Source organism: Allobosea sp. BH3 (genome assembly GCF_025499465.1).
In the GTDB taxonomy this organism is placed as follows: domain Bacteria; phylum Pseudomonadota; class Alphaproteobacteria; order Rhizobiales; family Beijerinckiaceae; genus Allobosea.
Window position 1 is genome coordinate 552,757 of sequence record NZ_JAIMCA010000002.1, and the last position, 21,299, is coordinate 574,055.

Consider the following 21,299-nt stretch of genomic DNA (forward strand, 5'->3'; position numbering starts at 1 on the left):
GAAAAGCGGATTCCACTTTTCGGTCCGATGCTCCAGCGCGACGTCAGGCCGCGGCGGCGGCCTGAGCCCGGTCAAGAGCGAGCAGGGCGAGGCCGCTGGCGACCGAGCGGAAGGCATCGCCGATATGCACCTTGCCGGCGCCGAAACGGCGATCGAAGAGCGCGCGCACGGCCGGGACGTAGGACGTGCCGCCGGTCATGAAGACCGCCTCGATCTTCTCGGAGGCCAGCCCGGCCTCGGCCAGGGCGCGGTCGAGCGCGGCCTCGATGGCACCGACATCCTCCGCAATCCAGCCCTCGAAATCGGTGCGGCGGATCGGCGTCTCGATGTTCACGCCCATCTGATCGAAGCGCAGCACCGTCGCCTCGCTGTCGGAGAGCGCGACCTTGGTGGCGGAGACCGCACGGTAGAGCTCGTAGCCGAGATCGTATTCGATCACGGTCAGCAGGTCCTCGAGCTTGCCGGGCTCGACAGCCTCGCGGATCAGGGCGTTGAGCTCGGCCATGGTTTCGCGGCTCTTCATCAGCGAGAGCTTGTGCCATTGCGCGAAGGCCGCGTGGTAGTGGGCGGGGACCGGTAGCAGCTTGTCGAAGGAGCGGTATTCCGTGCCCTTGCCGAGCGCCGGCGAGACCGCGTGCTCGATGATGCGGTAGTCGAAGGTGTCGCCAGCGACGCCCACGCCGGCGTGGGAGAGCGGAATCGCCTCCAGCTGCCCGCGCGTGCCGGGCTCGAAGCGCATCACGGAAAAGTCGCTGGTGCCGCCGCCGAAGTCGGCGACCAGCATGGTCTGGGCCCGCTTCAGGTCGCGGGCATACCAGTAGGCGGCGCCGAGCGGCTCATAGGCGAAATCGACCTGGCTCATCCCGGCGGCCGCGTAGGAGGCGCCAAGCCGGCCGAGCGCCAGCTCCTCGTCGGGACGCTCGCCCGCAAAGACGACGGGGCGGCCGGAGACGAGCGGCAGGGCGTCGCGGCCGGCGAGCCCCTCCGCGAGATCGTTCAGGAAGACGGCGATCAGGTCCTCCAGCTTGAAGAGTTTGCCGAACAGGCGCGTTTCCTGGAAGGCGCGGCTGGAGAGGTGGGTCTTGAGCGACTGCAGGAAGCGATGCTCCGCGGTCATGCCGAGGGCCATGTCCAGCGCATCCGGCCCGCTGACATGGGCGATGCGGGATTCGGGCGGCCTGCCCTCGCGCCAGAACATCAGCGCCGAGCGATAGGCATCGACGGCACCCTGTTTCGTGGCGAAGGAACGCGTGATGACCGAGCCGTCCGCACCAGCGAGCGCGACGACGCTGTTGGTGGTGCCGAAGTCGATGCCGATGGCGGCGGGGGTCATATCGCGTCTCCTGAATATCGTCATGGTCGGGCTTGACCCGACCATCTCGGAAACCAGCGGGGTCTGGTCACGAGATTCCCGGGTCTGCGCTTCGCTCCGCCCGAGAATGACGGGCTGAGCCGAAACAAAAGCCCGCGCGGATTTCTCCGCGCGGGCTGAACTCGAAGGCCGGCTGCCGAAGCAGCCGAAGCCTCACTTCTTGTCGGTCGTCGCCTTCTTGAGGGCGGCGCCCAGGATGTCGCCGAGCGAGGCGCCGGAGTCGGCGGAGCCGTACTGCGCCATCGCCTCCTTCTCCTCGGCCATTTCCAGGGCCTTAACCGAGACCTGGATCTTGCGGGCCTTCTTGTCGAAGAGCACGACGCGGGCGTCAATGCGCTCGCCGGCCGCGAAGCGCTCGGGGCGCTGCTCGGAACGGTCACGCGCCAGCTCGGCCCGCTTGATGAAGGTCATCATGTCGGTGTCGGCGATCTTCACGTCGAGACCCGACTCCTTCACCTCGACCACCTCACAGGTGACGATCTGGCCCTTCTTGAACTCGCCGGCATCCACGAAGGGATCGCCGCCGAGCTGCTTCAGGCCGAGCGAGATACGCTCCTTCTCGACGTCCACATCGAGAACGATGGCCTGCAGCACATCGCCCTTCTTGTATTCCTCGATGACCTGCTCGCCCGGACGGTTCCAGTCGAGATCCGAGAGGTGGATCATGCCGTCGATATCGCCCTCGAGACCCAGGAACAGGCCGAATTCGGTCTTGTTCTTGACCTCGCCCTCGACCGTCGAACCCGACGGGTGCTGCTCCGCGAAGAGCTCCCACGGGTTGCGCAGGGTCTGCTTGAGGCCGAGCGAGATGCGGCGCTTGACGGGATCGACCTCGAGGATCGCGACGTCGACTTCCTGCGAGGTCGAGACGATCTTGCCGGGGTGGACGTTCTTCTTGGTCCAGGACATCTCGGAGACGTGGATCAGGCCTTCGATGCCCGGCTCCACCTCGACGAACGCGCCGTAGTCCGTGATGTTGGTCACGCGGCCCTTGAGACGGGTGCCGACCGGGTAACGCTCGGCGATGCCATCCCACGGATCGGCCAGCAGCTGCTTGATGCCGAGCGAGATGCGGTGCGTGTCCTGGTTGATCTTGATGATCTTGACCTTGACCGTCTGGCCGATGGTGACGACCTCGGACGGGTGGTTGACGCGGCGCCAGGCCATGTCGGTGACGTGCAGCAGGCCGTCGATGCCGCCGAGGTCAACGAACGCACCGTATTCGGTGATGTTCTTGACGACGCCGTCGATGACCTGACCCTCTTCGAGCGAGGCGACGAGCTCGGAACGAGCCTCGGCGCGGGTCTCCTCGAGGACGGTGCGGCGCGACACGACGATGTTGCCGCGGCGGCGATCCATCTTGAGGATCTCGAAGGGCTGCGGCTGGCCCATCAGCGGGCCGACGTCGCGGATCGGGCGGATGTCGACCTGCGAACGCGGCAGGAAGGCGACGGCGCCGTCGAGATCGACGGTGTAGCCGCCCTTGACGGTGTTGAAGATCATGCCGGTGACCTTCTCGCGAGCCTCGAAGGCCTTCTCGAGCTTGACCCAGCTCTCTTCGCGGCGAGCCTTGTCGCGCGAGATGACGGCTTCACCGAGCGCGTTCTCGATCCGGTCGAGATAGACCTCGACCTCATCGCCGACGTTGATTTCCTGCTCCCGGCCGGGGCCGGTGAATTCCTTGAGCGCGACGCGACCTTCGGTCTTCAGACCGACGTCGATGATCGCCATGTCCTTCTCAATGGCAACGACCTTGCCCTTGATGACGGTGCCTTCGAGCGCCTCGTTGCGCGAGAAGGACTCTTCGAGCAGAGCGGCGAAATCCTCGCGGCCCGCGCTATAGCTTTCAACAGCTGACATATGAACTCCTGGAGGCCGGCCGCGTATCCCGCGGATGTCCGGCATGGGCGCCTTGGCTGGTGCTGCGGTCCGGATCGCTGCCGTCGGCGCCTCCTCTCGGAGGACTGCCGGCCTTCAAGCGTCAGGCCGGGGCGCCATGGCCGCCGGTTCGATCCGTATCCCAGGGGCTCGCTTGCAAGCACGAAACGGGAGCCGGCCTTAAGGACCGCCCCCGGCGCATGATCGATCACGGCCCTTCGGACACGGGCGATGTACTGCAAGCCCGGCCCGGAAGCAAGATCGCAGGCGGCTCCTTCATTCCCATGACGCCCGCCGCCGACCGCTTCCCCAAGGTCGACCGCCGTGGCAGTGTGGCGCGCAATTATGGATAGAGAACGCGTGATCCGATCGGCTTGCCAGGCAGGCTGACCGGCGCGGGCTCCAGGGAGGGGCATCCTATGGGCTGGGTCGTACTGGGCCTTATCGTCGCCGTCGGCGTCTATCTGATCATGACCTATAACGGGCTCGTCGCGATGCGGCAGCGCGTCAACCAGGCCTTCGCGGATATCGACGTCCAGCTCAAGCAGCGCCACGACCTGATCCCGAACCTCGTCGAGACGGTGAAGGGCTACGCGACCCACGAGAAATCGACGCTCGACGCGGTCGTCGCGGCGCGCAACGCCGCGCAGGGCGCCACCGGCGTCCACGACAAGGCGGCCGCCGAGCAGCAGCTCTCCGGCGCGGTCGGCCGGCTGCTCGCGCTCGGCGAGGCCTATCCCGACCTGAAGGCGAGCGCCAATTTCCAGCAGCTCCAGGTCGATCTCGGCAATGTCGAGGACAAGCTCGCGGCGGCGCGGCGCTTCTTCAACAATGCGGTGAGCGAGTTCAACGCTGCCATCCAGGCCTTCCCCGCCGTGCTCTTCGCGCCGCAGATGGGCTTCACCCAGCGCGAGTTCTTCGATGTCGGCGAGCAGACGCGCGCGCAGATCGAAGTCGCGCCCAGCGTGAAGTTCTAAGGCGCCCGGAGCCGGACAAGCGGAGCGGCGGCGATGGCCGAGGCCTTCGGTCTCTACACCCATCAGCGCAACAACCGGATCAGGTCGAACTTCCTGATCGCCGGGCTCTTCCTGCTCGTCTATCTCACGGCCTGGGGACTGCTGCTGGTCGCCTTCGGCTATGGCGGCGTTCCGCAGGGGCGCACTGCCTTCGGCGAGGCCAGCCGCATCTTCCGCTCCTGGTTCCCGCTCATCACCGCGGCGACGATGCTGTGGATTTTCATCGGCTTTCGCGTGAACGTCGCGCTGATCGGCGCCGTTACCGGTGCGAAGGGCATCGCGCGGGAGGACAACCCCAAGCTCTACCGGATGCTGGAGAACCTCTGCATCTCCCGCGGCCTGACGATGCCGAAGCTCGCCATCATGGAGAGCGAGGCGCTCAATGCCTTCGCCAGCGGCGTCAACGACAAGCAGTTCACCGTGACGGTGACGAGCGGGCTGCTCGCTCAGCTCAACGACGCCGAAGTCGAGGCCGTGCTCGCCCATGAGCTGACCCATATCCGCAACGGCGATGTGAAACTGATGGTCGTCGCGGTGGTGATCGCCGGCGTGATCTCCTTCATCGGAGAGCTGGTGTTCCGCGGCTTCGGCCGCAGCCGCATCCGCTTTCAATCCGACGACTCCAAGAGAGGCAACGCGATCGCCGTCGTTATCGGCATCGCGGTGATCGTGGTTTCCTGGCTGCTGGCGGTCCTGATCCGGCTCTCGCTGTCGCGCTCGCGGGAATATCTCGCCGATGCCGGGGCGGTGGAGCTGACCAAGAATCCGGACGCGATGATCTCGGCGCTGCTCAAAATCTCGGGGCGGGCCGATATCGACGGCGTGCCCTCCGGCGTGATGGATATGTGCTTCGAGAACGACCCGGACGATTTCGCAGACCTGTTCTCGACCCATCCTTCCGTCACCAAGCGCGTCCAGGCCCTGGTCGAGACGGCCGGCGGCCGCGCGCCAGCCATGCCGCCGCACCCGCCCAAGATCGCCGAGCGTCCCGACCTGCCGTCAATGGTCGAGGCATCGGTGCATCACGAGATCGGAGCGGGGCGAGGCCCCTGGCAGAGGCCTCCAGCGGGGTAGCCAATCTGCATCGTGCAGAGCGTGGACGACCGCGGCGCCTCCGCCTTATCTTACCTAAGGTAAGAGCGGAGACCGGCTATGAAAGCGGTGATCCTGATCGCGCTCGGCCTTTCCGCGTCGATGGCGGGCTACGGCCCCGCCGGCGCACAGGAAGGGTGCCGGGCCTCGCAGAATTCATGCTCGCAGATCAATGCCTCCTGCGAGCGGAACTGCCAGAAGGGCAACAATCCCAGCGCCTGCGTCGCGCGGCTCTGCTCCGTCCCGCTCAGCGGGTGCAAGGCCAACGGCGTCTGGAAATCGGTGGCCAGCCAGAGCTGCTGGAAGACCAGCAATCGAAGCTGAAGCCCCCGCTTGCGAGAAGCGGACGCTCAGCGCCCTTCGCGCGCCCATTCGAGCGCTTCCTCGAGCCGGTCGTCGCCCCAGAACGGCTCGCCGTCCTCGGTGATGAAGAAGGGCGCGCCGAAGATGCCGATCGACTTGGCGTATTCGATCTCGGCCTTGAGACGGGCTCGGACGTCCTCGTTGCGCGCGAGCGGCAGCGTGGCTCCCGGATCGCGCCCCGCCTGCTTCAGCGCCGCGCTCAGAACAGCCTCCTCGGCAATGTTGCGCCCCTCGCCGAACTGGGCCTGGAACAACGCCTTGGAAAAGGCGGGCGTCCAGCCCTCGTCGCGTCCGGCCAGTGCGAGCCGTGTCGCGGTCAATGAATTCTGGGGAAATTCAGCCGGCCGGACGAAGCCGAAGCCCTGCTTGCGGGCCCGGCGCGCCGTATCCCGCCACATATAGCGGCCCTTGCTGGGGTAAAGCTCGAAAGGCGAGGTGTTCCAGCCCTGAGCCGCGAAGATCGGGCCGAGCAGGAAGGGCCGCCAGCGCAGCGCAACCCCGGCCTCTTCGGCCAGTTTCTCGATCCTCAGCGCAGTCAGGCAGGCATAGGGGGACGCAAGCTCATACCAGAAGTCCAGAACGGGACGATTCGGCATTCAACCTCCAGGCGGGTACCATCTTACAGGTCGCGCGCCTTCAGGCTATCCACCCTCCGGAGCCCGACGCCAGGCGCGGCTGAACCGCGCCAGACCGAAAGGAGCGACGCCGATCCAGCCTGATCCATCACATGATGACGCAGGATCGATCAGAAGGTTCCGATTGCTTCGCTCCAATGCCTGCGATAGTGCGCCATTGCGTCCGAAACGCGGCCCGCAGTCACCAGCAGGAAATTGATCAAGATGGCCGACACCAGCGTGAAGAAGGTCGTCCTTGCCTATTCAGGCGGACTCGACACCTCGATCATCCTCAAATGGCTGCAGACCACCTATCGATGCGAGGTCGTGACCTTCACCGCCGATCTCGGGCAGGGCGAGGAACTGGGCCCGGCGCGCGACAAGGCGCTGCTGCTCGGCATCAAGCCCGAGAACATCTTCATCGAGGATCTGCGCGAGGAATTCGTGCGGGACTACGTCTTCCCGATGTTCCGCGCCAATGCCGCCTATGAGGGCGTCTATCTGCTCGGCACCTCGATCGCGCGTCCGCTGATCGCCCAGAAGCTGATCGAGATCGCCGAGAAGACCGGCGCCGACGCCGTCTCCCACGGCGCGACCGGCAAGGGCAACGACCAGGTCCGCTTCGAGCTCACCGCCTATGCGCTGAAGCCCGACGTCCATGTGATCGCGCCCTGGCGCGAGTGGGACCTGCGCTCGCGCGAGCAGCTCATCGCCTTCGCCGAGCAGCACCAGATCCCGATCGCCAAGAACAAGCGCGGCGAGGCGCCTTTCTCCGTCGACGCCAACCTGCTGCACGCCTCGTCGGAAGGGCGCGTGCTGGAGGACCCGGCGGTCGAAGTTCCGGACTACGTCTATTCCCGTACGATCTCGCCGGAGGACGCGCCTGATACCCCGACCATCGTCACGGTGTCCTTCGAGAAGGGCGACGCGGTCGCGATCGACGGCGTGAAGCTCTCGCCGGCCACGCTGCTCGCGAAGCTCAACGATCTCGGCCGCGACAACGGTATCGGCCGGCTCGACCTCGTCGAGAACCGCTTCGTCGGCATGAAGAGCCGCGGCATGTACGAGACGCCCGGCGGCACGATCCTGCATGCGGCGCATCGCGCCATCGAGTCGATCACGCTCGACCGCGGCGCGGCCCATCTCAAGGACCAGATCATGCCGCAATACGCCGAGCTGATCTATAACGGCTTCTGGTTCTCGCCGGAGCGCGAGATGCTGCAGGCGCTGATCGACAAGAGCCAGGAATTCGTGACCGGCGATGTCCGCCTCAAGCTCTACAAGGGCGGCGTCCATGTCATCGGCCGGTCCAGCGACTACTCGCTCTACGACCAGGACCTCGTCACCTTCGAGGAAGGTGCGGTCGCCTACGACCACCGCGACGCGGCCGGCTTCATCAAGCTCAACGCGCTGCGCCTGCGCACGCTCGGGCAGAGGAAGAAGAAGCTGGGGCTCTGACGCCCGCCGTCATCCCGTGCGCGCTGCGGCATGCAGTGCCGCTGCGCAGACACGGGATCGCCTGACGACAAAGGCTCCGATCACCCGGCGAGGTCAGACCACGCCGGGTTTTCCTTTTCTATCAACGCGACTTTCCACGCGCGGCGCCATTTCTTGAGAACCTTCTCGCGCTCGATCGCCTGGTTTGGCTCGTCGAACGTCTCGACATAGACAAGTTGGTCGATGTTGTACTTGGCTGCGTGTCCCTTGATCGCGTGGCTTTTATGCTCGGCGATCCGGCGCTCGATGTCATTGGTAATGCCGATATAGAGCGGACCGTCCTTGCGCGTCGCGAGGATATAGACGGCATAGATGCGAGCGGTCATGCAGATCTCGGGGAGAGGGCGAGACAGTACCCTATCCGGTTGGCGGTCCCGTGTCTGCGCAGCGGCACTTCGCGCCGCAGCGCGCACGGGAAGACACCCTTGATGAGCCTTCATGAACCGCGGGCCTGCTCGCGCGTTCAGCACTCACCGGTCAATGTGAGTGCCCCGCGCATGCTTCGCTTCGTCCCCCCTGCCCTGATCGTCGCAGCACTCTGCGCGCCCGCTTTCGCGCAGCAGGTCCCACCGAAGAGCGAGAAGCCGGCGACGCCGGAGATCGCGACATGCAAGGCGGCCGCGCTTCAGACGCTCCACGCGAAGGAGCCGGAGATCAAGGACATCTACATCGACGAGGACGGCGCGACGGTCGCCGTGTCGGAAACCAAGATCGAAGACATCCCGGTGACGCGCATCGTGATGGGCGAGGCCTATCTGCGAACCGACCGCTCGGACAAGCCCCGTCGCTTCCTCTGCCTGCTCGGCGAGAAGAGCAAGGTGCTGCTGACCTTCTTCACGGTGCGGTAGCTACGGCAGAGTCCGCTCGCAGCCTCAAGCTCCGTCGATCACCTGCGTCGAGGGGCGGTCATGGCCGTCGGCCAGTTCCTCGTGCCACTGACCGTCCTTGTCCTGATAGACGATGCCGTCGGTGCTGCCTGCGATGGTCTGGCGGGCTGCTGCCCTGGTGGCCGCCTTCAGCGCGGCATCATGCGACCTGAAGGTCTCCGACAGCGCGTCGCCGACCTTGTAGGCCCAGCCGCCATCGTGTTCGACGACCTCGTACTTGACCATGACCATCGCGCGCCCTCCTTTCGATGAAGGGGGAACGGCGGACTGGCTTTCGGGTTCCGCCTATTCCCCGTTGCCGCTGTCGGCGGCCCGCAGGCCCTCCAGCGCCGGCATCGAAGTGATGTGGTAGCCGGCGTCGACATGATGGACGTCGCCCGTGACGCCGCCCGACAGATCGGAGAGATAATAGAGCGCCGAGCCGCCGATTTCCTCAAGCGAAACCGACTTGCGCAGCGGCGAATTGGCCCGCTGCCAGGAGAGCATGGCGCGCGCATCCGAGATGCCGGCGCCGGCCAGCGTCCTGACCGGGCCGGGCGAGAGCGCATTCACGCGGATGCCGCGCGGGCCGTAGTCGCCGGCGAGATAGCGCACGCTCGCCTCCAGCGCCGCCTTGGCGACGCCCATGACGTTGTAGTTCGGCATGAGCCGGGTCGAGCCGCCATAGGTCAGCGTGATCATGCTGCCGCCCTTCGGCATGCGCTCGGCGGCGCGCCTGGCGATTTCCGTGAAGGAGAAGCAGGAGATCACCATGGTGCGCGAGAAGTTCTCGCGGCTGGTGTCGGCATAGAGGCCCTTGAGCTCGTTCTTGTCGGAGAAGCCGATGGCATGAACGATGAAGTCCAGCGTGTTTCTCTCCGGATCGCCGCCCCAGGCCTCATCGAGCGCCGCGAAGGTCGCATCGACCGAGGCGATATCCTCGACGTCGCAGGGAATGACGAGGCTGGACCCGATACTCTCGGCCAGCGGCCGGACGCGCTTGCCGAGCGCATCGCCCTGATAGGTGAAGGCGATCTCGGCGCCGTGCGCATGCAACGTGCGGGCGATGCCCCAGGCGATGGAGTTCTGGTTGGCGACGCCCATGACGAGGCCGCGCTTCTTATGCATCAGGGGGAGCATGGCAAACTCGGAAGCGGCTTCGGGGTCTTTACCGAAGGCGGATGGAGGAAAACGCGGGTCAATTCGATATGGTCAAGCCCGAACCGCGCAAGGCAGCGGGGCTCAGAGGTATTTCGTCACGGCTGCGGCCGTCGCCTTCGACGGCGCCACGGGCACGATCTCGAAGCGGGCCAGATCGCTCCACTGCAGGACCCATTCCTGCAGCAGCGCGATGTCGTCGCATTCCATCACCTGGAAGCAGCGCCCGAGATCGGCCGTGATCCAGCTTTCGACATAGCGCACGCCTTCCGGCGCCATCCGCCCGCGTTCCTGGAAGCGGGCGTAGACGTCCTTCACGCGGGCCTGGTCGAAATGCTCGATCACCATGAAGAGCATGGCCGGCTCACGCCTCCAGGCGCTTCATCACGATGGTCGCGTTGGTGCCGCCGAAGCCGAAGGAGTTGGAGAGCACGGTGCCGAGGCCCGCATTGTCGATGCGCTTGCGCACGATCGGCATGTCGGCAAAGGCGGGGTCGAGCTCTTCGATATGGGCGCTCTCGCAGATGAAGTCGTTGTTGAGCATCAGCAGCGAGTAGATCGCCTCCTGCACACCGGTCGCACCGAGAGAATGGCCGGTCAGCGACTTGGTGGCGGAGATCGGCGGGCTTTTGTCACCGGCCCCGAAGACCTCGCGGATCGCCTCGATCTCCTTGGCGTCGCCGACCGGGGTCGAAGTGCCGTGCGGGTTGATGTAGTCGACCTTGGACTTCACGCCCTGCAGCGCCATGCGCATGCAGCGCACCGCGCCCTCGCCCGACGGAGCGACCATGTCGTAGCCGTCCGAGGTCGCGCCATAGCCGACGATCTCGCCATAGATCTTGGCGCCGCGGGCCTTGGCATGCTCCAGCTCCTCGAGCACGAGGACGCCGGCGCCGCCGGCGATGACGAAGCCGTCGCGCTTGACGTCATAGGCGCGCGAGGCGCGGGCCGGGGTCTCGTTGAAGTCCGTCGACATCGCGCCCATGGCGTCGAAGAGGACGGAAAGCGTCCAGTCCAGCTCCTCGCAGCCGCCGGCGAAGACCACGTCCTGCTTGCCCCACTGGATCAGCTCATAGGCGTTGCCGATGCAGTGGTTGGAGGTCGCGCAGGCCGAGGAGATCGAATAGTTGACGCCCTTGATCTTGAACCAGGTCGCGAGCGTGGCCGAGGCCGTCGACGACATGCCCTTGGGCACGGCGAAGGGGCCGACCTTCTTGGAGGAGCCGCTCTCGCGCGCCTTGTCATAGGCGTCGATCAGCGCGCGGGTGGAGGGGCCGCCGGAGCCCATGACGATGCCTGTCCGCTCGTTGCTGACCTCGCCAGGCTCGAGCCCCGAATCGAGGATGGCCTGATCCATGGCGACATGGTTCCAGGCCGAGCCGCCGCCGTGGAAGCGCATGGCGCGACGGTCGACGACGCTGGCGGCATCGAGGGTCGGCACGCCGGCGACGCGGCTGCGGAAGCCGTGCTCGGCGAAGTCCGGGACGAAGGAAATGCCCGATTTCGCCTCATGCAGCGACGCCAGGACCTCCTGCGTGTTGTTGCCGATGGACGAGACGATGCCCATCCCGGTGACGACGACGCGTCTCATGCTCGCTTCTCTCCAGCTGTCCGCGCTCGACGGGGCAGGCCCCGCCGCTCTTCGGATTTATACCGCGCAAATGGACCGCGCGGCACCCGCACGCAAGGCCGCGGCGTGTTTTTCCTCAGGCCGCTTCGGGCTTGAACAGGCCGACACGCATGTCGGAGACCGTGTAGATTCGCTTGCCATCCGCCTCGAGCCAGCCATCGGCGATGCCGAGAACGAGCTTCGACTTGAAGACGCGCTTGAAATCGACGCCGTAGACGACGCGCTTGACCGAAGGCAGAACCTGGTCGGCGAACTTGACCTCGCCGACGCCGAGCGCCCGGCCGCGGCCCGGCAGGCCGAGCCAGCCCAGGAAGAAGCCGGTGAGCTGCCAGAGCGCATCGAGGCCGAGGCAGCCCGGCATCACGGGGTCGCCCTTGAAGTGGCAGTCGAAGAACCAGAGATCCGGCTTGATGTCGAACTCGGCGCGAACGAGGCCCTTGCCGTGCTCACCGCCCTCGTCCGCAATCTGGGTGATCCGGTCGAACATCAGCATCGGCGGCAGCGGCAGCTGCGCATTGCCCGGCCCGAACAGCTCCCCGCGGCCACAGGCGAGGATCTCCTCGTAGCTGAATGACGACTGACGCTGCATTCCCGTTCCGCTCCTCTGCGCGGGCTGGATTCGGCCCGCGTATCTTGCCGTGCCTTACACGCCGGGAGCCGGAAACGAAAGGGCGCAGGCGCGCTTCCCCCAGGCGCGGCGCCTGAAAAGGCCGCGCGAAACCCTCGTGTGAGCCGGCCCGCGACGTTACGGCCGGCCCGCGCGCTTGCGACGCAGCACTCGAAGTCCTACATTTCCAATGTGGAATTCGACGCAACAGGTGGAGCGTCGGGCAAGCTTGAGGAAGGCACGAGAGACAGCATGAACGATCTGACATCCCCGGATCAGGGCTACGGATCGGCCGTGCGGCAGGGCTGCCCCTTCAACGACGTCCGGCAGAAACTGCGGCGCGTGGGCCTGCGCCCGACCCGCCAGCGGGTTTCGCTCGGCTGGGTGCTCTTCGCCAAGGGCCAGCGCCATGTCAGCGCCGAGATGCTGTACGAAGAGGCGATGAAGGAGCGCATTCCGGTCTCGCTGGCGACGATCTACAACACGCTACGCCAGTTCACGGAGGCCGGCCTGCTGCGCGAGCTGACGCTTGACGGCGCGAAGGCCTATTTCGACACCGCCGACCATGATCATCATCACTTCGTCGTCGACGGCGAGAGCCGGGTGATCGACATCCCAGCGCAGGAGATCGGCGTCACGACCCTGCCGACCCCGCCCGAGGGCTACGAGATCGCGCGGGTCGATGTCGTGGTGCGGCTGCGCAAGATCGCAAGCTGAAGCCACTCTCGAACAAGCACGGCCTCCATCCTGCGAGACGCGCTTCTGCGAAGCGCTCCTCAGGATGACGGTGGGCGGTCGCTGCCGACCGGCTCAGTCGACCTTCTCGTTCGGATAGACGCCCCAAAGGCGCTCCTGGCGGATATAGCCGTTGATGCTGCCGACGCTGACGCGGCACCAGGTATTGGCGCAAGACCCGACATTGGCGATCACGCCCGGCTGCAGCTTCGCCACCACGGCCCCGTCCTCCCCGGCCGCGCTGCGCATCGGGAAGTTCTCTTCCTTGTTCTTCGACCAGGGTGCGATCAGGGCGGTGCGCCGCCCGGAGAGCAGGCTGTGCAGCACCCAGCCTTCCGCGCCATCCGCATCGCGCACGCGCCGCCAGGTCTCGAACTCGGCCGTGACCTCCACCGGCAGCCCGGCGCGCTGATAGACCCAGCGGGTGCGATGCTCCTTGGAAGGTCCCTCGCGCAGATTCACACGGTCCGTCTTCAGGCTGACGTAGCGCGGCACGGGCAGCCCGGTGACGGAGCCGGCCTGCATGTCCTGCGCCGAGGCGACTATGGGGCCGCCGACGGCGAAAACAGCTGCCAGAGCAAGCTCGCGCATCGACCAGGCCTTCATCCGCCGCACTCCTTCAAAACCCACTTGCAAAGTCCACTTGCGAATCCACCCGCCCCCCGGCGAAGGGTCAAGTTGTCTTCCGCCGCCGCGCCGCCTAGACAACGATGGTGCCCGGCGCAGCCGCCTCATTCCTGAGCCACCAGAGTTAATGGTGGGTTGAGGAATTGAGGATGGTCGCCGCCGAACGACGGGAGGTGGCCGCCATGTCGAAGAAAAAGCCTTTGGTGGTGGTGACGCGCAAGCTGCCCGCCGTGGTCGAAACCCGCATGCGCGAGCTGTTCGACGCGCGCCTCAATGTCGACGACACGCCAATGTCGCAGGCCGCGCTCGTCGAGGCGGTCAAGACCGCAGACGTGCTGGTGCCGACAATCACCGACAAGATCGACGCCGCCGTGATCGCCCAGGCCGGCGACCAGCTGCGCCTGATCGCGAATTTCGGCAATGGCGTCGACAATATCGACGTCGCCAGCGCCGTGCAGCGCGGCATCACCGTCACCAACACGCCGGGCGTGCTGACCAACGACACGGCCGACATGACGATGGCGCTGATCCTTGCCGTGGCGCGTCGGATCGCGGAAGGCGCGCGCGTCATCCCCGACGATGACTGGGCCGGCTGGTCGCCGACCTGGATGCTCGGCCGGCGCATCACCGGCAAGCGCCTCGGCATCGTCGGGATGGGGCGGATCGGCCAGGCGCTGGCGAAGCGCGCCGCCGCCTTCGGCCTCTCGATCCACTACCACAACCGCCGCCGGATCGATCCGCGCATCGAGGAGCAGCTCGACGCGACCTATTGGGATTCGCTCGATCAGATGCTGGCCCGCATGGACGTCGTCTCGGTCAATTGCCCGCATACGCCGGCGACCTATCACCTGCTCTCGGCGCGCCGGCTCAAGCTGATGAAGCCGGACGCGATCCTGGTGAACACGGCGCGTGGCGAGATCGTCGACGAGACGGCGCTGGCCCGCATGCTGGAGGCCGGCGAGCTCGCCGGCGCCGGCCTCGACGTGTTCGAGAGCGAGCCTGCCGTCAATCCGCGGCTGCTCAAGCTCGCCCGCCAGCACAAGGTCGTGGTGTTGCCGCATATGGGCTCGGCCACCCATGAGGGCCGCGCCGACATGGGCGAGAAGGTCATCGTCAACATCCGGACCTTCATGGACGGCCACAAGCCGCCGGACCGCGTGCTGCCCAGCATGCTCTGAGCCTATCCGGCGTCAGAGGGCGCGCAGCCCCCAGAGCCGCGCCGCTTCGCCCGGCCATTCGGGATAGCCCTCGATCACCGTTGCGGCGCCGGCCGCCAGCAGACGTTCGCGTGTCGTGGCCTTGTCATGGGCCGTGCCGGTGAAGCCCGCCACCTGCATGCCGGCCGCGCGGGCGGCCTGCACGCCCGGAACCGAATCCTCCAGCACAAGGCAATTTTCCGGCGCGGCGCCCATCTGCGTGGCCGCGAAGAGGAAGACGTCCGGGGCCGGCTTGCCCCGCGCGACCTGCGAAGCCGAAAAGACATGCGGATCGAACAGATCGAGAAGCCCGGCCAGGCCGAGATTGCGCCGCAGGGGCGCAAGGCTGGTCGAGGAGGCGACGCAGCGCCGCCCGGCGAGTTCGGACAATGCCTCATGCACGCCCGGCAGGGCGCGGGCCTCGCTTTCGAGCCGGGCCGCGACACCGTCCTCGATGCGGTCCTCGAGATCCGGCGGAAGCGGGCGGCCGAGCGCGGCCTCGATCACCTTGAGGCCGTCGGAAAGCGGGATGCCTACGAGATTCGCGTGATAGTCAGCGAGCGTCCACTGCGTCAGACCGAGACCCTGGCAGAGCAGCAGGCTGACCTCGCCATAGAGCGTCTCGGTGTCGAGAAGCGTGCCGTCGCAATCGTAGATGACGAGATCGAACGACATCGGCGGGCTCCCGCCCGAGGTTCAGTTCGCGCGGGCCGTATCGAACTGTCCGGTCTTGCGGAAGCGCCAGAGATAGGACGACACCACCGCCTCGACCGAGGTCGGCGCGATGCCGAGCCCGGCGAAATCGCGCCCTTCCGACGTCGCCTGCGCGGAGACGACATTGTCGCTCTGGAGCAGGATCGCCTGGTCGCTCGTGATCACGAGTTCATCCGGGATCAGGCCGAGTGTCAGCGTGTCGACGACCTCGAGCACGCGCCCGACGATCTTGGCCAATGCGAAGGGCATGGGCACGAGCAGCGGCTTGCGCCCGGTGACCTTGCAGATGTCCTCGACGATCTTGCGCAGGCTGAGCACCTCGGGGCCGCCGAGCTCATAAGTGCGGCCGCCCGGAACCGAGCCGTCGACCGCGCGCGCCACCGCCTCGGCGACATCGCCGACGAAGGCCGGCTGGAACTTCGTCGCGCCATCGCCGACCAGCGGCAGCACGGGCAGCATCCGCGCCATGGAGGCGAAGCGGTTGAAGAAGCTGTCCTCGGGGCCGAACATCACGGAAGGCCGCAGCAGCACCGCGCCGGGCACCGAGGCGAGCACGGCAGCCTCGCCTTCCGCCTTGCTGCGGGCATAGCCCGAGCGCGACCCGGCATCGGCGCCGAGCGCCGAGACATGCACGAGACGCTCGATCCCGGCTGCGGCGCAGGCCTGGGCCACGGCGCGCGCGCCATTGGCCTGAACGGACGAGAAGCTCTGCCGTCCGCCCTGCTGCATGATGCCGACGAGATTAACGACCGCATCGGCGCCCTTGACCGCCGCTGCGACCGAGGCCGGATAGCGCAGATTGGCCTGCACGGCGTGGATCTGCCCGACGATGCCGAGCGGCTGCAGGAAGCCGGCGAGGTCGGGACGGCGCACGGCGACACGGACCCGATAGCCGCGCTTGACGAGCGCGCGCACGACATGGCGGCCGACGAAGCCGGAGCCACCGAATACCGTGACGAGTTGCTGGGCCGGGGCACGAGTAGCCATCGCGAAGGCTCCTTAGAATCCTTCTGCCCTCCTAGATCATGTTCGGCGAAAGTGGAAATCCCTTTTGCGCGCAGGCGGCTTGACGGGTTGGCGCATCGCGCTGCGCCGCATTCACGGACCGGTATCCCTGCGCCGCGACGCGAGCTGCGGGCGCCGCTTCCACAGGCTGCGGAGGTGTCGACACATTTCTCGGGCCAGCCCGTTGACAGGACCTCTGCGCCCCCGTAAACGAGCCGCCGTTGCCCAGGTGGCGGAATTGGTAGACGCACCAGCTTCAGGTGCTGGCGCTCGCAAGGGCGTGGAGGTTCGAGTCCTCTCCTGGGCACCACTCTTTTTCCTCAGCAGGAGAAAGAGCTAAGCATCGATAACGGGTTAGGTGGTATCCGCTTTCACTCTGCGGTTTCACATCATGCCCCTTCAGATGCCTCATCCCTACGCTACCAAGTCGGGATTATAATACCTGAACGCGAGGGTGCCGGTTTCAGGGCCCGGGATGGCTTCACCTGCTCAATCCCCGGGGGGCCCGACACTGGGTTCCGGCGTTTTCATTCTCGGACACTACCGTGATCCGTGCTTCGCCGCCTCCTCGATGAAGGAGCCCGGATGGCCCATTGCCGACTGTGGCGACGTCTGATTATAGGCAGGCTGATCACGCTGTGCCTGGCCACGGGTGCTGGCAACGAGCCGCCTCGGCTCGTTTGGCGCGGGCCACATTGCACAACGTGATCGAAATTCCTGTCGTGGCTCGGCGAGCGACCTCGCGAGCTGACCTGCTCAACATACTTCGGGTATTTCAGTGGTCGATATTTCAAAGTCTGTCCGTGCGGCTTTCGTTGGCACGGGCTGGTGGGGCTCCGAGCTGGCCGAGGCCGCCAACCGTACCGATGGACACCTCGAGGTCGTGCTCGGATGTGGGCTCGATAATGAGGAACGGGCGCGCTTTGGCAGGCGGTTTGGTTGCGCCGTGACACATGATTTCGCCGAGGTTCTGTCTGATAAGGCGGTCGAAGCGATTGTTCTGGCCACGCCGCACTCGATGCACGTCGATCAGATCGTCGCCGCGGCGGGCGCCGGCAAGCATGTCCTCGTCGAAAAGCCGCTCAGCACGACCTTGGTCGAGGCGTTGAGAGCTGTCGAGGCCGCCCGATCCGGCTCGATCGTTCTGGCTGTAGGCCACAATCGCAGGCTGCTGGCTCAGGTCGACATGCTGAAGCGGCTCGTCGAGAGCGGTACGCTGGGTCGCCTGCTTCATGTTGAGGCCAATTTTTCGACGGCGGAAGCAATGGCGTTTTCGCCGGGCCATTGGCGGACGTCACCCGAAGAGTGCCCCGGCGGCGCAATGACGGTGCTAGGCGTGCACGTCATCGATTGGCTTCACCATCTGTTCGGGCCGATCAGCGAGGTGGCGGCTCATTTCGCGCACCGGGGCACGCCGGTGCCGATGGACGATGTCTCGACGGCGCGCCTGGCCTTTTCGAATGGTCTCTCGGCCAGCTTGGTCTGCCTCTACAGCGCGCCCTACACCAACCGCTTTGTCGTTCACGGCTCAGAAGCGACGGTATCGGTGGTCGGGATCAGGCCTGACAGCAAGACGGATCGACCGAGTTTCACCATCGTTCATCGGTCAGGCGAGATAGAGAACCGCCCCATACCCTTCATCGACACCTTGGCGCTTCAGCTTGAACGGTTCGCCCATGCCATCCGCGGCACCGGGGCTCCCGCCGTGAGCGGCACGGAGGGCGCATGCAATGTCGCGGTGCTGGACGCCATTGTCGGCTCCGCCCGGGCCGGAGGCAGGACTCAGTGCGTGGACTATGGTCCCCTCCGAGCGGAGAACGCGACCATCATTCGCTGAAGCCGAGAGCGGATTGAATCGCGGGGATAGGTCAGCGATCCAGCCCCGATAACCTGGGTGTGCATCACACGACAAAGGCGCACCCGTCAGAGCGACGGCGCGCCGCCAGTGGCGACGCCCCCGCGAACAGGCTCTGTCTCCGCCGTGGTGCCGTGATCAGCCGAGCAGGCCTCGTGCAGGGCCGAGAGCAGGCGCTTGACCGGACGCGACTGTTGCGCGCCAGCCTTGAACACGGCGGCGACGCTCGACTGATAACCACTCGTCGCGCCGAGCAATCGCCTCAGCTTGCCCTGACGCTCGAACGGAGCAGCGTAATGCTGCGGCAGGTAACCCAGGAAACGCCCGCTCATCAGCAGGATCGCCACGGCCTCGACCTGCCAGGCGGTCGCTCCCGTCTTGGCGGGTGCGGCAAAACCCTCGAGTTCCCGGCCGTCGACATAGCCGTGCTCCACGAAAGCATACCTTGCCAGTTCGCGTTCATCCGGCTCGTTATCGCGCTCGAAAAGCGGGTGCATGCGGCCGCAATAGAGATACATCCGCTCGGCGTAGAGCGTCCGGTACTCCAGCCCGGGCCATTTTCTGTAGAGCGGCACCAGCCCGATATCGAGTCGGCCCTCGAGAACGCGCTGCTGCAGACTGTCGGGGTCGAGCACGGCGAGCCTCAGATGAAGGTCCGCGCCCTGCAGGCTCTGCAAGGCCGCGACCAGGGGGCAGCTCGGATCCGAAATCGTGTTGTCGATGATCCCGATGCGCAGCTCGCCGCGTTGCCCGCCTCGGACCTGATCCGCTTCGCGCTGGAACTGCTCGATCCCTGAAAACAGCTCGGCCGCGGCTTTGTAGATGATCTCGCCCTGTGGCGTCAGCTCGAACTGCCGCGGCCCGCGCTGGCAGAGCCGCGCGCCGAAGCGCGCCTCCAGATCGGAGAGCTGCTTGCTGATCGTCGGCAGGCTGACATCGAGCGCTGCCTGCGCGGCCTTCAGACCGCCCTCTTCCACGATTGTCTTGAAGACCCGCAGCAAACGGAGGTCGAAGTCGGTGACCGGCGTGGTTCCGGTGGGCGTGCTCAAGTTAGGTCCTCACGAAAGTTCAGTTTCCACGCCGGCACTCGTCAGAGCCAATGCCAGCAGCGAACATCGGCCGGAAATGCAGGCAATCGGCGTGCCACGCTTCGCACTGGGCCGTGCGCATGCCGGCAAGTTGATCGAAAGAGGCTCACGTGAGTGCATCGGGCGAACTGGAGCGGCTGCGCGCGAAATATGGAACCGCCGGAGGCGGCGACATCCATGATGCCGCATTTCGCCGCGTTGCCGAGAGTCAATTCCAGGGCGACCGGCGAAAGCTGCCTTATTCGGACGTCGCGACCTTCATGGGCTTGCCCTATCTGCCGAACGGTCCAGCCGCGGACGGGTTTGCGGAGCTCGACATCGCCGTGCTCGGCGTGCCGATGGATCTCGGTGTCACCAACCGCGCGGGCTGCCGCCTCGGCCCGCGTGCCGTGCGCCAGATCGAGCGGATCGGCCCGTTCGAGCATGGGCTGGGGATCGCGCCCGCGACTATGGTCAAGGCGGCGGATATCGGCGACGTGCCGTTCCGCAGCCGCTTCGATCTCGAAAGCTGCCATGCCGATATCGAGGCGCATGTGCGCACGATCGTGAAGGCCGGAGTCGTGCCTCTCTCGGTCGGGGGCGATCATTCGATCTCGCAGTCGATCCTCCGCGCCGTCGGCGACAAGCGGCCGGTGGGCATGATCCATATCGACGCGCATTGCGACACCAGCGGCCCCTATGAGGGCTCGCGCTTCCACCATGGCGGCCCCTTCCGGCAGGCCGTGCTGGACGGCGTGCTCGATCCGCGCCGCACCGTGCAGATCGGCATCCGTGGCGGAGCGGAGTATCTCTGGGAGTTCTCGCGCGATTCCGGCATGACCGTGATCCATGCCGATGATTTCGGGCGCATGGGCGTCGAGGCGGTCATCGCCGAGGCCCGCAAGGTCGTCGGCGACGGCCCAACCTATCTCTCCTTCGACGTCGACAGTCTGGATCCGGCCTTCGCGCCGGGGACCGGCACCCCCGAAGTCGGCGGGCTGACCACGCTGCAGGCCCTGATGCTCCTGCGCGGGCTCGGTGGAATCGATTTCGTCGGCGGCGACGTCGTCGAGGTGGCCCCGCAATACGACGCGACGACCAATACGGCGCAAGCCGGCGCGCAGATGCTGTTCACGATCTTCACCCTGCTCGCGCTGGCCGTGGATGCCCGGCGCGGCGCAGTGCCGGCGAAGGGCTGAGCCGTGGAGCTGCCCGTCGCGCTCTCCTGGTTCGCGGTCACCCGGCTGCGGCCCGATCTCTACCGGATCACCGAGCCGTGCTGCCACAGGATGGTGCGTGCGAACTGCTTCCTGCTCCTCGGCTCCGAGAGAGACCTCCTGATCGATACCGGTATGGGCGTCGCGCCGCTGAGGCCGATCGTCGCCAGCCTGTCGTCTCGGCCGTTGAGCGTGTTCACGACGCATGCCCATGCCGACCACATCGGCGGCCATCCGGAGTTCGCCGATCTCGACATCTTCGTCCATCCGCTCGAAGCCGACGAACTGCGCCGGCCCGGCGTACGCGGACTGCGCTTTCCGAAGCGCGCTCCGGAGCAGATCGAGAGCCTGCGCCGCGCCGGCATCGAGCTGACCGAGTTCATGGTCGATGCCGTGCCCTATCCCGACTACGACATTGAAGGCTACGGGCGCGATCCTGTCGAGCCGACGCGCCTCGTCGACGAGGGCGACGTCGTCGATCTCGGCGACCGGCGCCTCGAGGTTCTGCATGTGCCCGGCCATTCGCCGGGAAGCATCGCACTCTGGGAGGAAGCGACGGGCTCCCTGTTCACGGGCGATGCGCTCTATGACGGCGTCATCGTCGATACCGGCCCCGGCGCCAGCATCTCCGCCTATCTGCCGACGATGGAGCGGCTGAAGCGGCTTCCTGTCACGGAGGTGTTCGGTGGACACAACGATACGATGACACGCAGCCGCATGATCACGGTGATCGAGCGTTACATGGCGTCCCGCTCGGGGAGAGGGAGATGAGGCAACTTCTCCAGGACCG

At 66.2% G+C, this 21,299-nt stretch carries 23 protein-coding genes and 1 tRNA gene; 11 read left to right on the forward strand and 13 right to left on the reverse strand.

The genetic code is table 11. The annotated features are described in order from the left end of the window. Positions 1-43 precede the first annotated feature (43 nt). Both BoBH3_RS07625 and rpsA read right to left on the reverse strand, forming a co-directional pair. Positions 44-1,333 (reverse strand): Hsp70 family protein, encoded by a 1,290-nt coding sequence (locus BoBH3_RS07625; protein WP_262330161.1) that lies wholly within the window; start codon positions 1,331-1,333, stop codon positions 44-46. A gap of 192 nt (positions 1,334-1,525) precedes the next feature. Further along, the gene (gene rpsA, locus BoBH3_RS07630; RefSeq protein WP_262330162.1) at positions 1,526-3,232 is read right to left on the reverse strand and encodes a 30S ribosomal protein S1; all 1,707 of its coding nucleotides are present in this window, start codon (positions 3,230-3,232) and stop codon (positions 1,526-1,528) included. A 437-nt stretch (positions 3,233-3,669) separates the two neighbouring features. Here rpsA and BoBH3_RS07635 point away from each other — a divergent pair, with 437 nt between their 5' ends. The 3 genes from BoBH3_RS07635 to BoBH3_RS07645 all read left to right on the forward strand — a co-directional run bounded on the left by BoBH3_RS07635 (position 3,670) and on the right by BoBH3_RS07645 (position 5,682). Then, positions 3,670-4,227 (forward strand): LemA family protein, encoded by a 558-nt coding sequence (locus BoBH3_RS07635; protein ID WP_262330163.1) that lies wholly within the window; start codon positions 3,670-3,672, stop codon positions 4,225-4,227. 33 nt (positions 4,228-4,260) lie between these two features. Beyond that, complete coding sequence (locus BoBH3_RS07640) at positions 4,261-5,340, forward strand: M48 family metallopeptidase (protein ID WP_262330164.1); 1,080 nt, start codon at positions 4,261-4,263, stop codon at positions 5,338-5,340. 78 nt (positions 5,341-5,418) lie between these two features. After that, a complete protein-coding gene (locus BoBH3_RS07645) occupies positions 5,419-5,682 on the forward strand; it encodes a hypothetical protein (protein WP_262330165.1) in 264 nt (87 codons plus the stop codon). A gap of 26 nt (positions 5,683-5,708) precedes the next feature. Here BoBH3_RS07645 and BoBH3_RS07650 read toward each other — a convergent pair whose 3' ends face one another. After that, positions 5,709-6,317 (reverse strand): 2-hydroxychromene-2-carboxylate isomerase, encoded by a 609-nt coding sequence (locus BoBH3_RS07650; protein WP_262330166.1) that lies wholly within the window; start codon positions 6,315-6,317, stop codon positions 5,709-5,711. Between the two features lie 243 nt (positions 6,318-6,560). Between BoBH3_RS07650 and BoBH3_RS07655 the strand changes: the two genes are divergently transcribed. Beyond that, on the forward strand, positions 6,561-7,793 hold the full coding sequence (locus BoBH3_RS07655; protein WP_262330167.1) for an argininosuccinate synthase: 1,233 nt from the start codon (positions 6,561-6,563) through the stop codon (positions 7,791-7,793). 80 nt (positions 7,794-7,873) lie between these two features. On the opposite strand, the gene BoBH3_RS07660 is transcribed toward BoBH3_RS07655, so the two are convergent. Next, positions 7,874-8,158, reverse strand: a complete 285-nt coding sequence (locus BoBH3_RS07660) for a GIY-YIG nuclease family protein (RefSeq protein WP_262330168.1) — start codon at positions 8,156-8,158, stop codon at positions 7,874-7,876. 171 nt (positions 8,159-8,329) lie between these two features. Here BoBH3_RS07660 and BoBH3_RS07665 point away from each other — a divergent pair, with 171 nt between their 5' ends. Further along, positions 8,330-8,680: a hypothetical protein gene (locus BoBH3_RS07665; protein WP_262330169.1), complete on the forward strand. Its 351-nt coding sequence runs from the start codon at positions 8,330-8,332 to the stop codon at positions 8,678-8,680. A gap of 24 nt (positions 8,681-8,704) precedes the next feature. On the opposite strand, the gene BoBH3_RS07670 is transcribed toward BoBH3_RS07665, so the two are convergent. From BoBH3_RS07670 to fabA, 5 genes are all read right to left on the reverse strand, one after another. Further along, positions 8,705-8,950: a DUF2188 domain-containing protein gene (locus tag BoBH3_RS07670; protein ID WP_262330170.1), complete on the reverse strand. Its 246-nt coding sequence runs from the start codon at positions 8,948-8,950 to the stop codon at positions 8,705-8,707. A 54-nt stretch (positions 8,951-9,004) separates the two neighbouring features. Beyond that, positions 9,005-9,838, reverse strand: coding sequence for an enoyl-ACP reductase FabI (fabI, locus tag BoBH3_RS07675; protein WP_262330171.1), 834 nt, complete (start codon positions 9,836-9,838; stop codon positions 9,005-9,007). Between the two features lie 102 nt (positions 9,839-9,940). Further along, positions 9,941-10,213 (reverse strand): DUF3303 domain-containing protein, encoded by a 273-nt coding sequence (locus BoBH3_RS07680; protein WP_262330172.1) that lies wholly within the window; start codon positions 10,211-10,213, stop codon positions 9,941-9,943. Positions 10,214-10,220: 7 nt separating this feature from the next. After that, positions 10,221-11,447: a beta-ketoacyl-ACP synthase I gene (gene fabB, locus BoBH3_RS07685; RefSeq protein ID WP_262330173.1), complete on the reverse strand. Its 1,227-nt coding sequence runs from the start codon at positions 11,445-11,447 to the stop codon at positions 10,221-10,223. Positions 11,448-11,562: 115 nt separating this feature from the next. Further along, the gene (gene fabA, locus BoBH3_RS07690) at positions 11,563-12,075 is read right to left on the reverse strand and encodes a 3-hydroxyacyl-[acyl-carrier-protein] dehydratase FabA (RefSeq protein WP_262330174.1); all 513 of its coding nucleotides are present in this window, start codon (positions 12,073-12,075) and stop codon (positions 11,563-11,565) included. A gap of 270 nt (positions 12,076-12,345) precedes the next feature. On the opposite strand from fabA, the gene irr reads away from it, so the two are divergent. Next, positions 12,346-12,810, forward strand: coding sequence for a Fur family transcriptional regulator Irr (irr, locus tag BoBH3_RS07695; RefSeq protein WP_262330175.1), 465 nt, complete (start codon positions 12,346-12,348; stop codon positions 12,808-12,810). A gap of 93 nt (positions 12,811-12,903) precedes the next feature. Here irr and BoBH3_RS07700 read toward each other — a convergent pair whose 3' ends face one another. Beyond that, positions 12,904-13,434, reverse strand: a complete 531-nt coding sequence (locus tag BoBH3_RS07700; RefSeq protein ID WP_262330176.1) for an SH3 domain-containing protein — start codon at positions 13,432-13,434, stop codon at positions 12,904-12,906. A 203-nt stretch (positions 13,435-13,637) separates the two neighbouring features. On the opposite strand from BoBH3_RS07700, the gene BoBH3_RS07705 reads away from it, so the two are divergent. Further along, positions 13,638-14,633, forward strand: a complete 996-nt coding sequence (locus tag BoBH3_RS07705; RefSeq protein WP_262330177.1) for a 2-hydroxyacid dehydrogenase — start codon at positions 13,638-13,640, stop codon at positions 14,631-14,633. A 12-nt stretch (positions 14,634-14,645) separates the two neighbouring features. Here the strand turns inward: BoBH3_RS07705 and BoBH3_RS07710 are convergent, their stop codons facing one another. After that, positions 14,646-15,326, reverse strand: a complete 681-nt coding sequence (locus BoBH3_RS07710) for an HAD family hydrolase (protein WP_262330178.1) — start codon at positions 15,324-15,326, stop codon at positions 14,646-14,648. A gap of 21 nt (positions 15,327-15,347) precedes the next feature. Then, entirely contained in the window at positions 15,348-16,352 is a 1,005-nt protein-coding gene (locus tag BoBH3_RS07715) for a complex I NDUFA9 subunit family protein (RefSeq protein WP_262330179.1), read from the reverse strand. A gap of 241 nt (positions 16,353-16,593) precedes the next feature. On the opposite strand from BoBH3_RS07715, the gene BoBH3_RS07720 reads away from it, so the two are divergent. Next, positions 16,594-16,680: transfer RNA gene (locus tag BoBH3_RS07720), tRNA-Leu, on the forward strand. Positions 16,681-17,148: 468 nt separating this feature from the next. Beyond that, positions 17,149-18,207, forward strand: coding sequence for a Gfo/Idh/MocA family protein (locus BoBH3_RS07725; protein ID WP_262330180.1), 1,059 nt, complete (start codon positions 17,149-17,151; stop codon positions 18,205-18,207). Positions 18,208-18,293: 86 nt separating this feature from the next. On the opposite strand, the gene BoBH3_RS07730 is transcribed toward BoBH3_RS07725, so the two are convergent. Then, positions 18,294-19,274, reverse strand: a complete 981-nt coding sequence (locus tag BoBH3_RS07730; RefSeq protein ID WP_262330181.1) for a LysR family transcriptional regulator — start codon at positions 19,272-19,274, stop codon at positions 18,294-18,296. A gap of 149 nt (positions 19,275-19,423) precedes the next feature. On the opposite strand from BoBH3_RS07730, the gene speB reads away from it, so the two are divergent. Together speB and BoBH3_RS07740 are read left to right on the forward strand one after the other, a co-directional pair. Beyond that, positions 19,424-20,491 (forward strand): agmatinase, encoded by a 1,068-nt coding sequence (speB, locus tag BoBH3_RS07735; protein ID WP_262330182.1) that lies wholly within the window; start codon positions 19,424-19,426, stop codon positions 20,489-20,491. Positions 20,492-20,494: 3 nt separating this feature from the next. Beyond that, positions 20,495-21,280: an MBL fold metallo-hydrolase gene (locus tag BoBH3_RS07740; protein ID WP_262330183.1), complete on the forward strand. Its 786-nt coding sequence runs from the start codon at positions 20,495-20,497 to the stop codon at positions 21,278-21,280. The last annotated feature ends 19 nt before the right edge of the window (positions 21,281-21,299 follow it).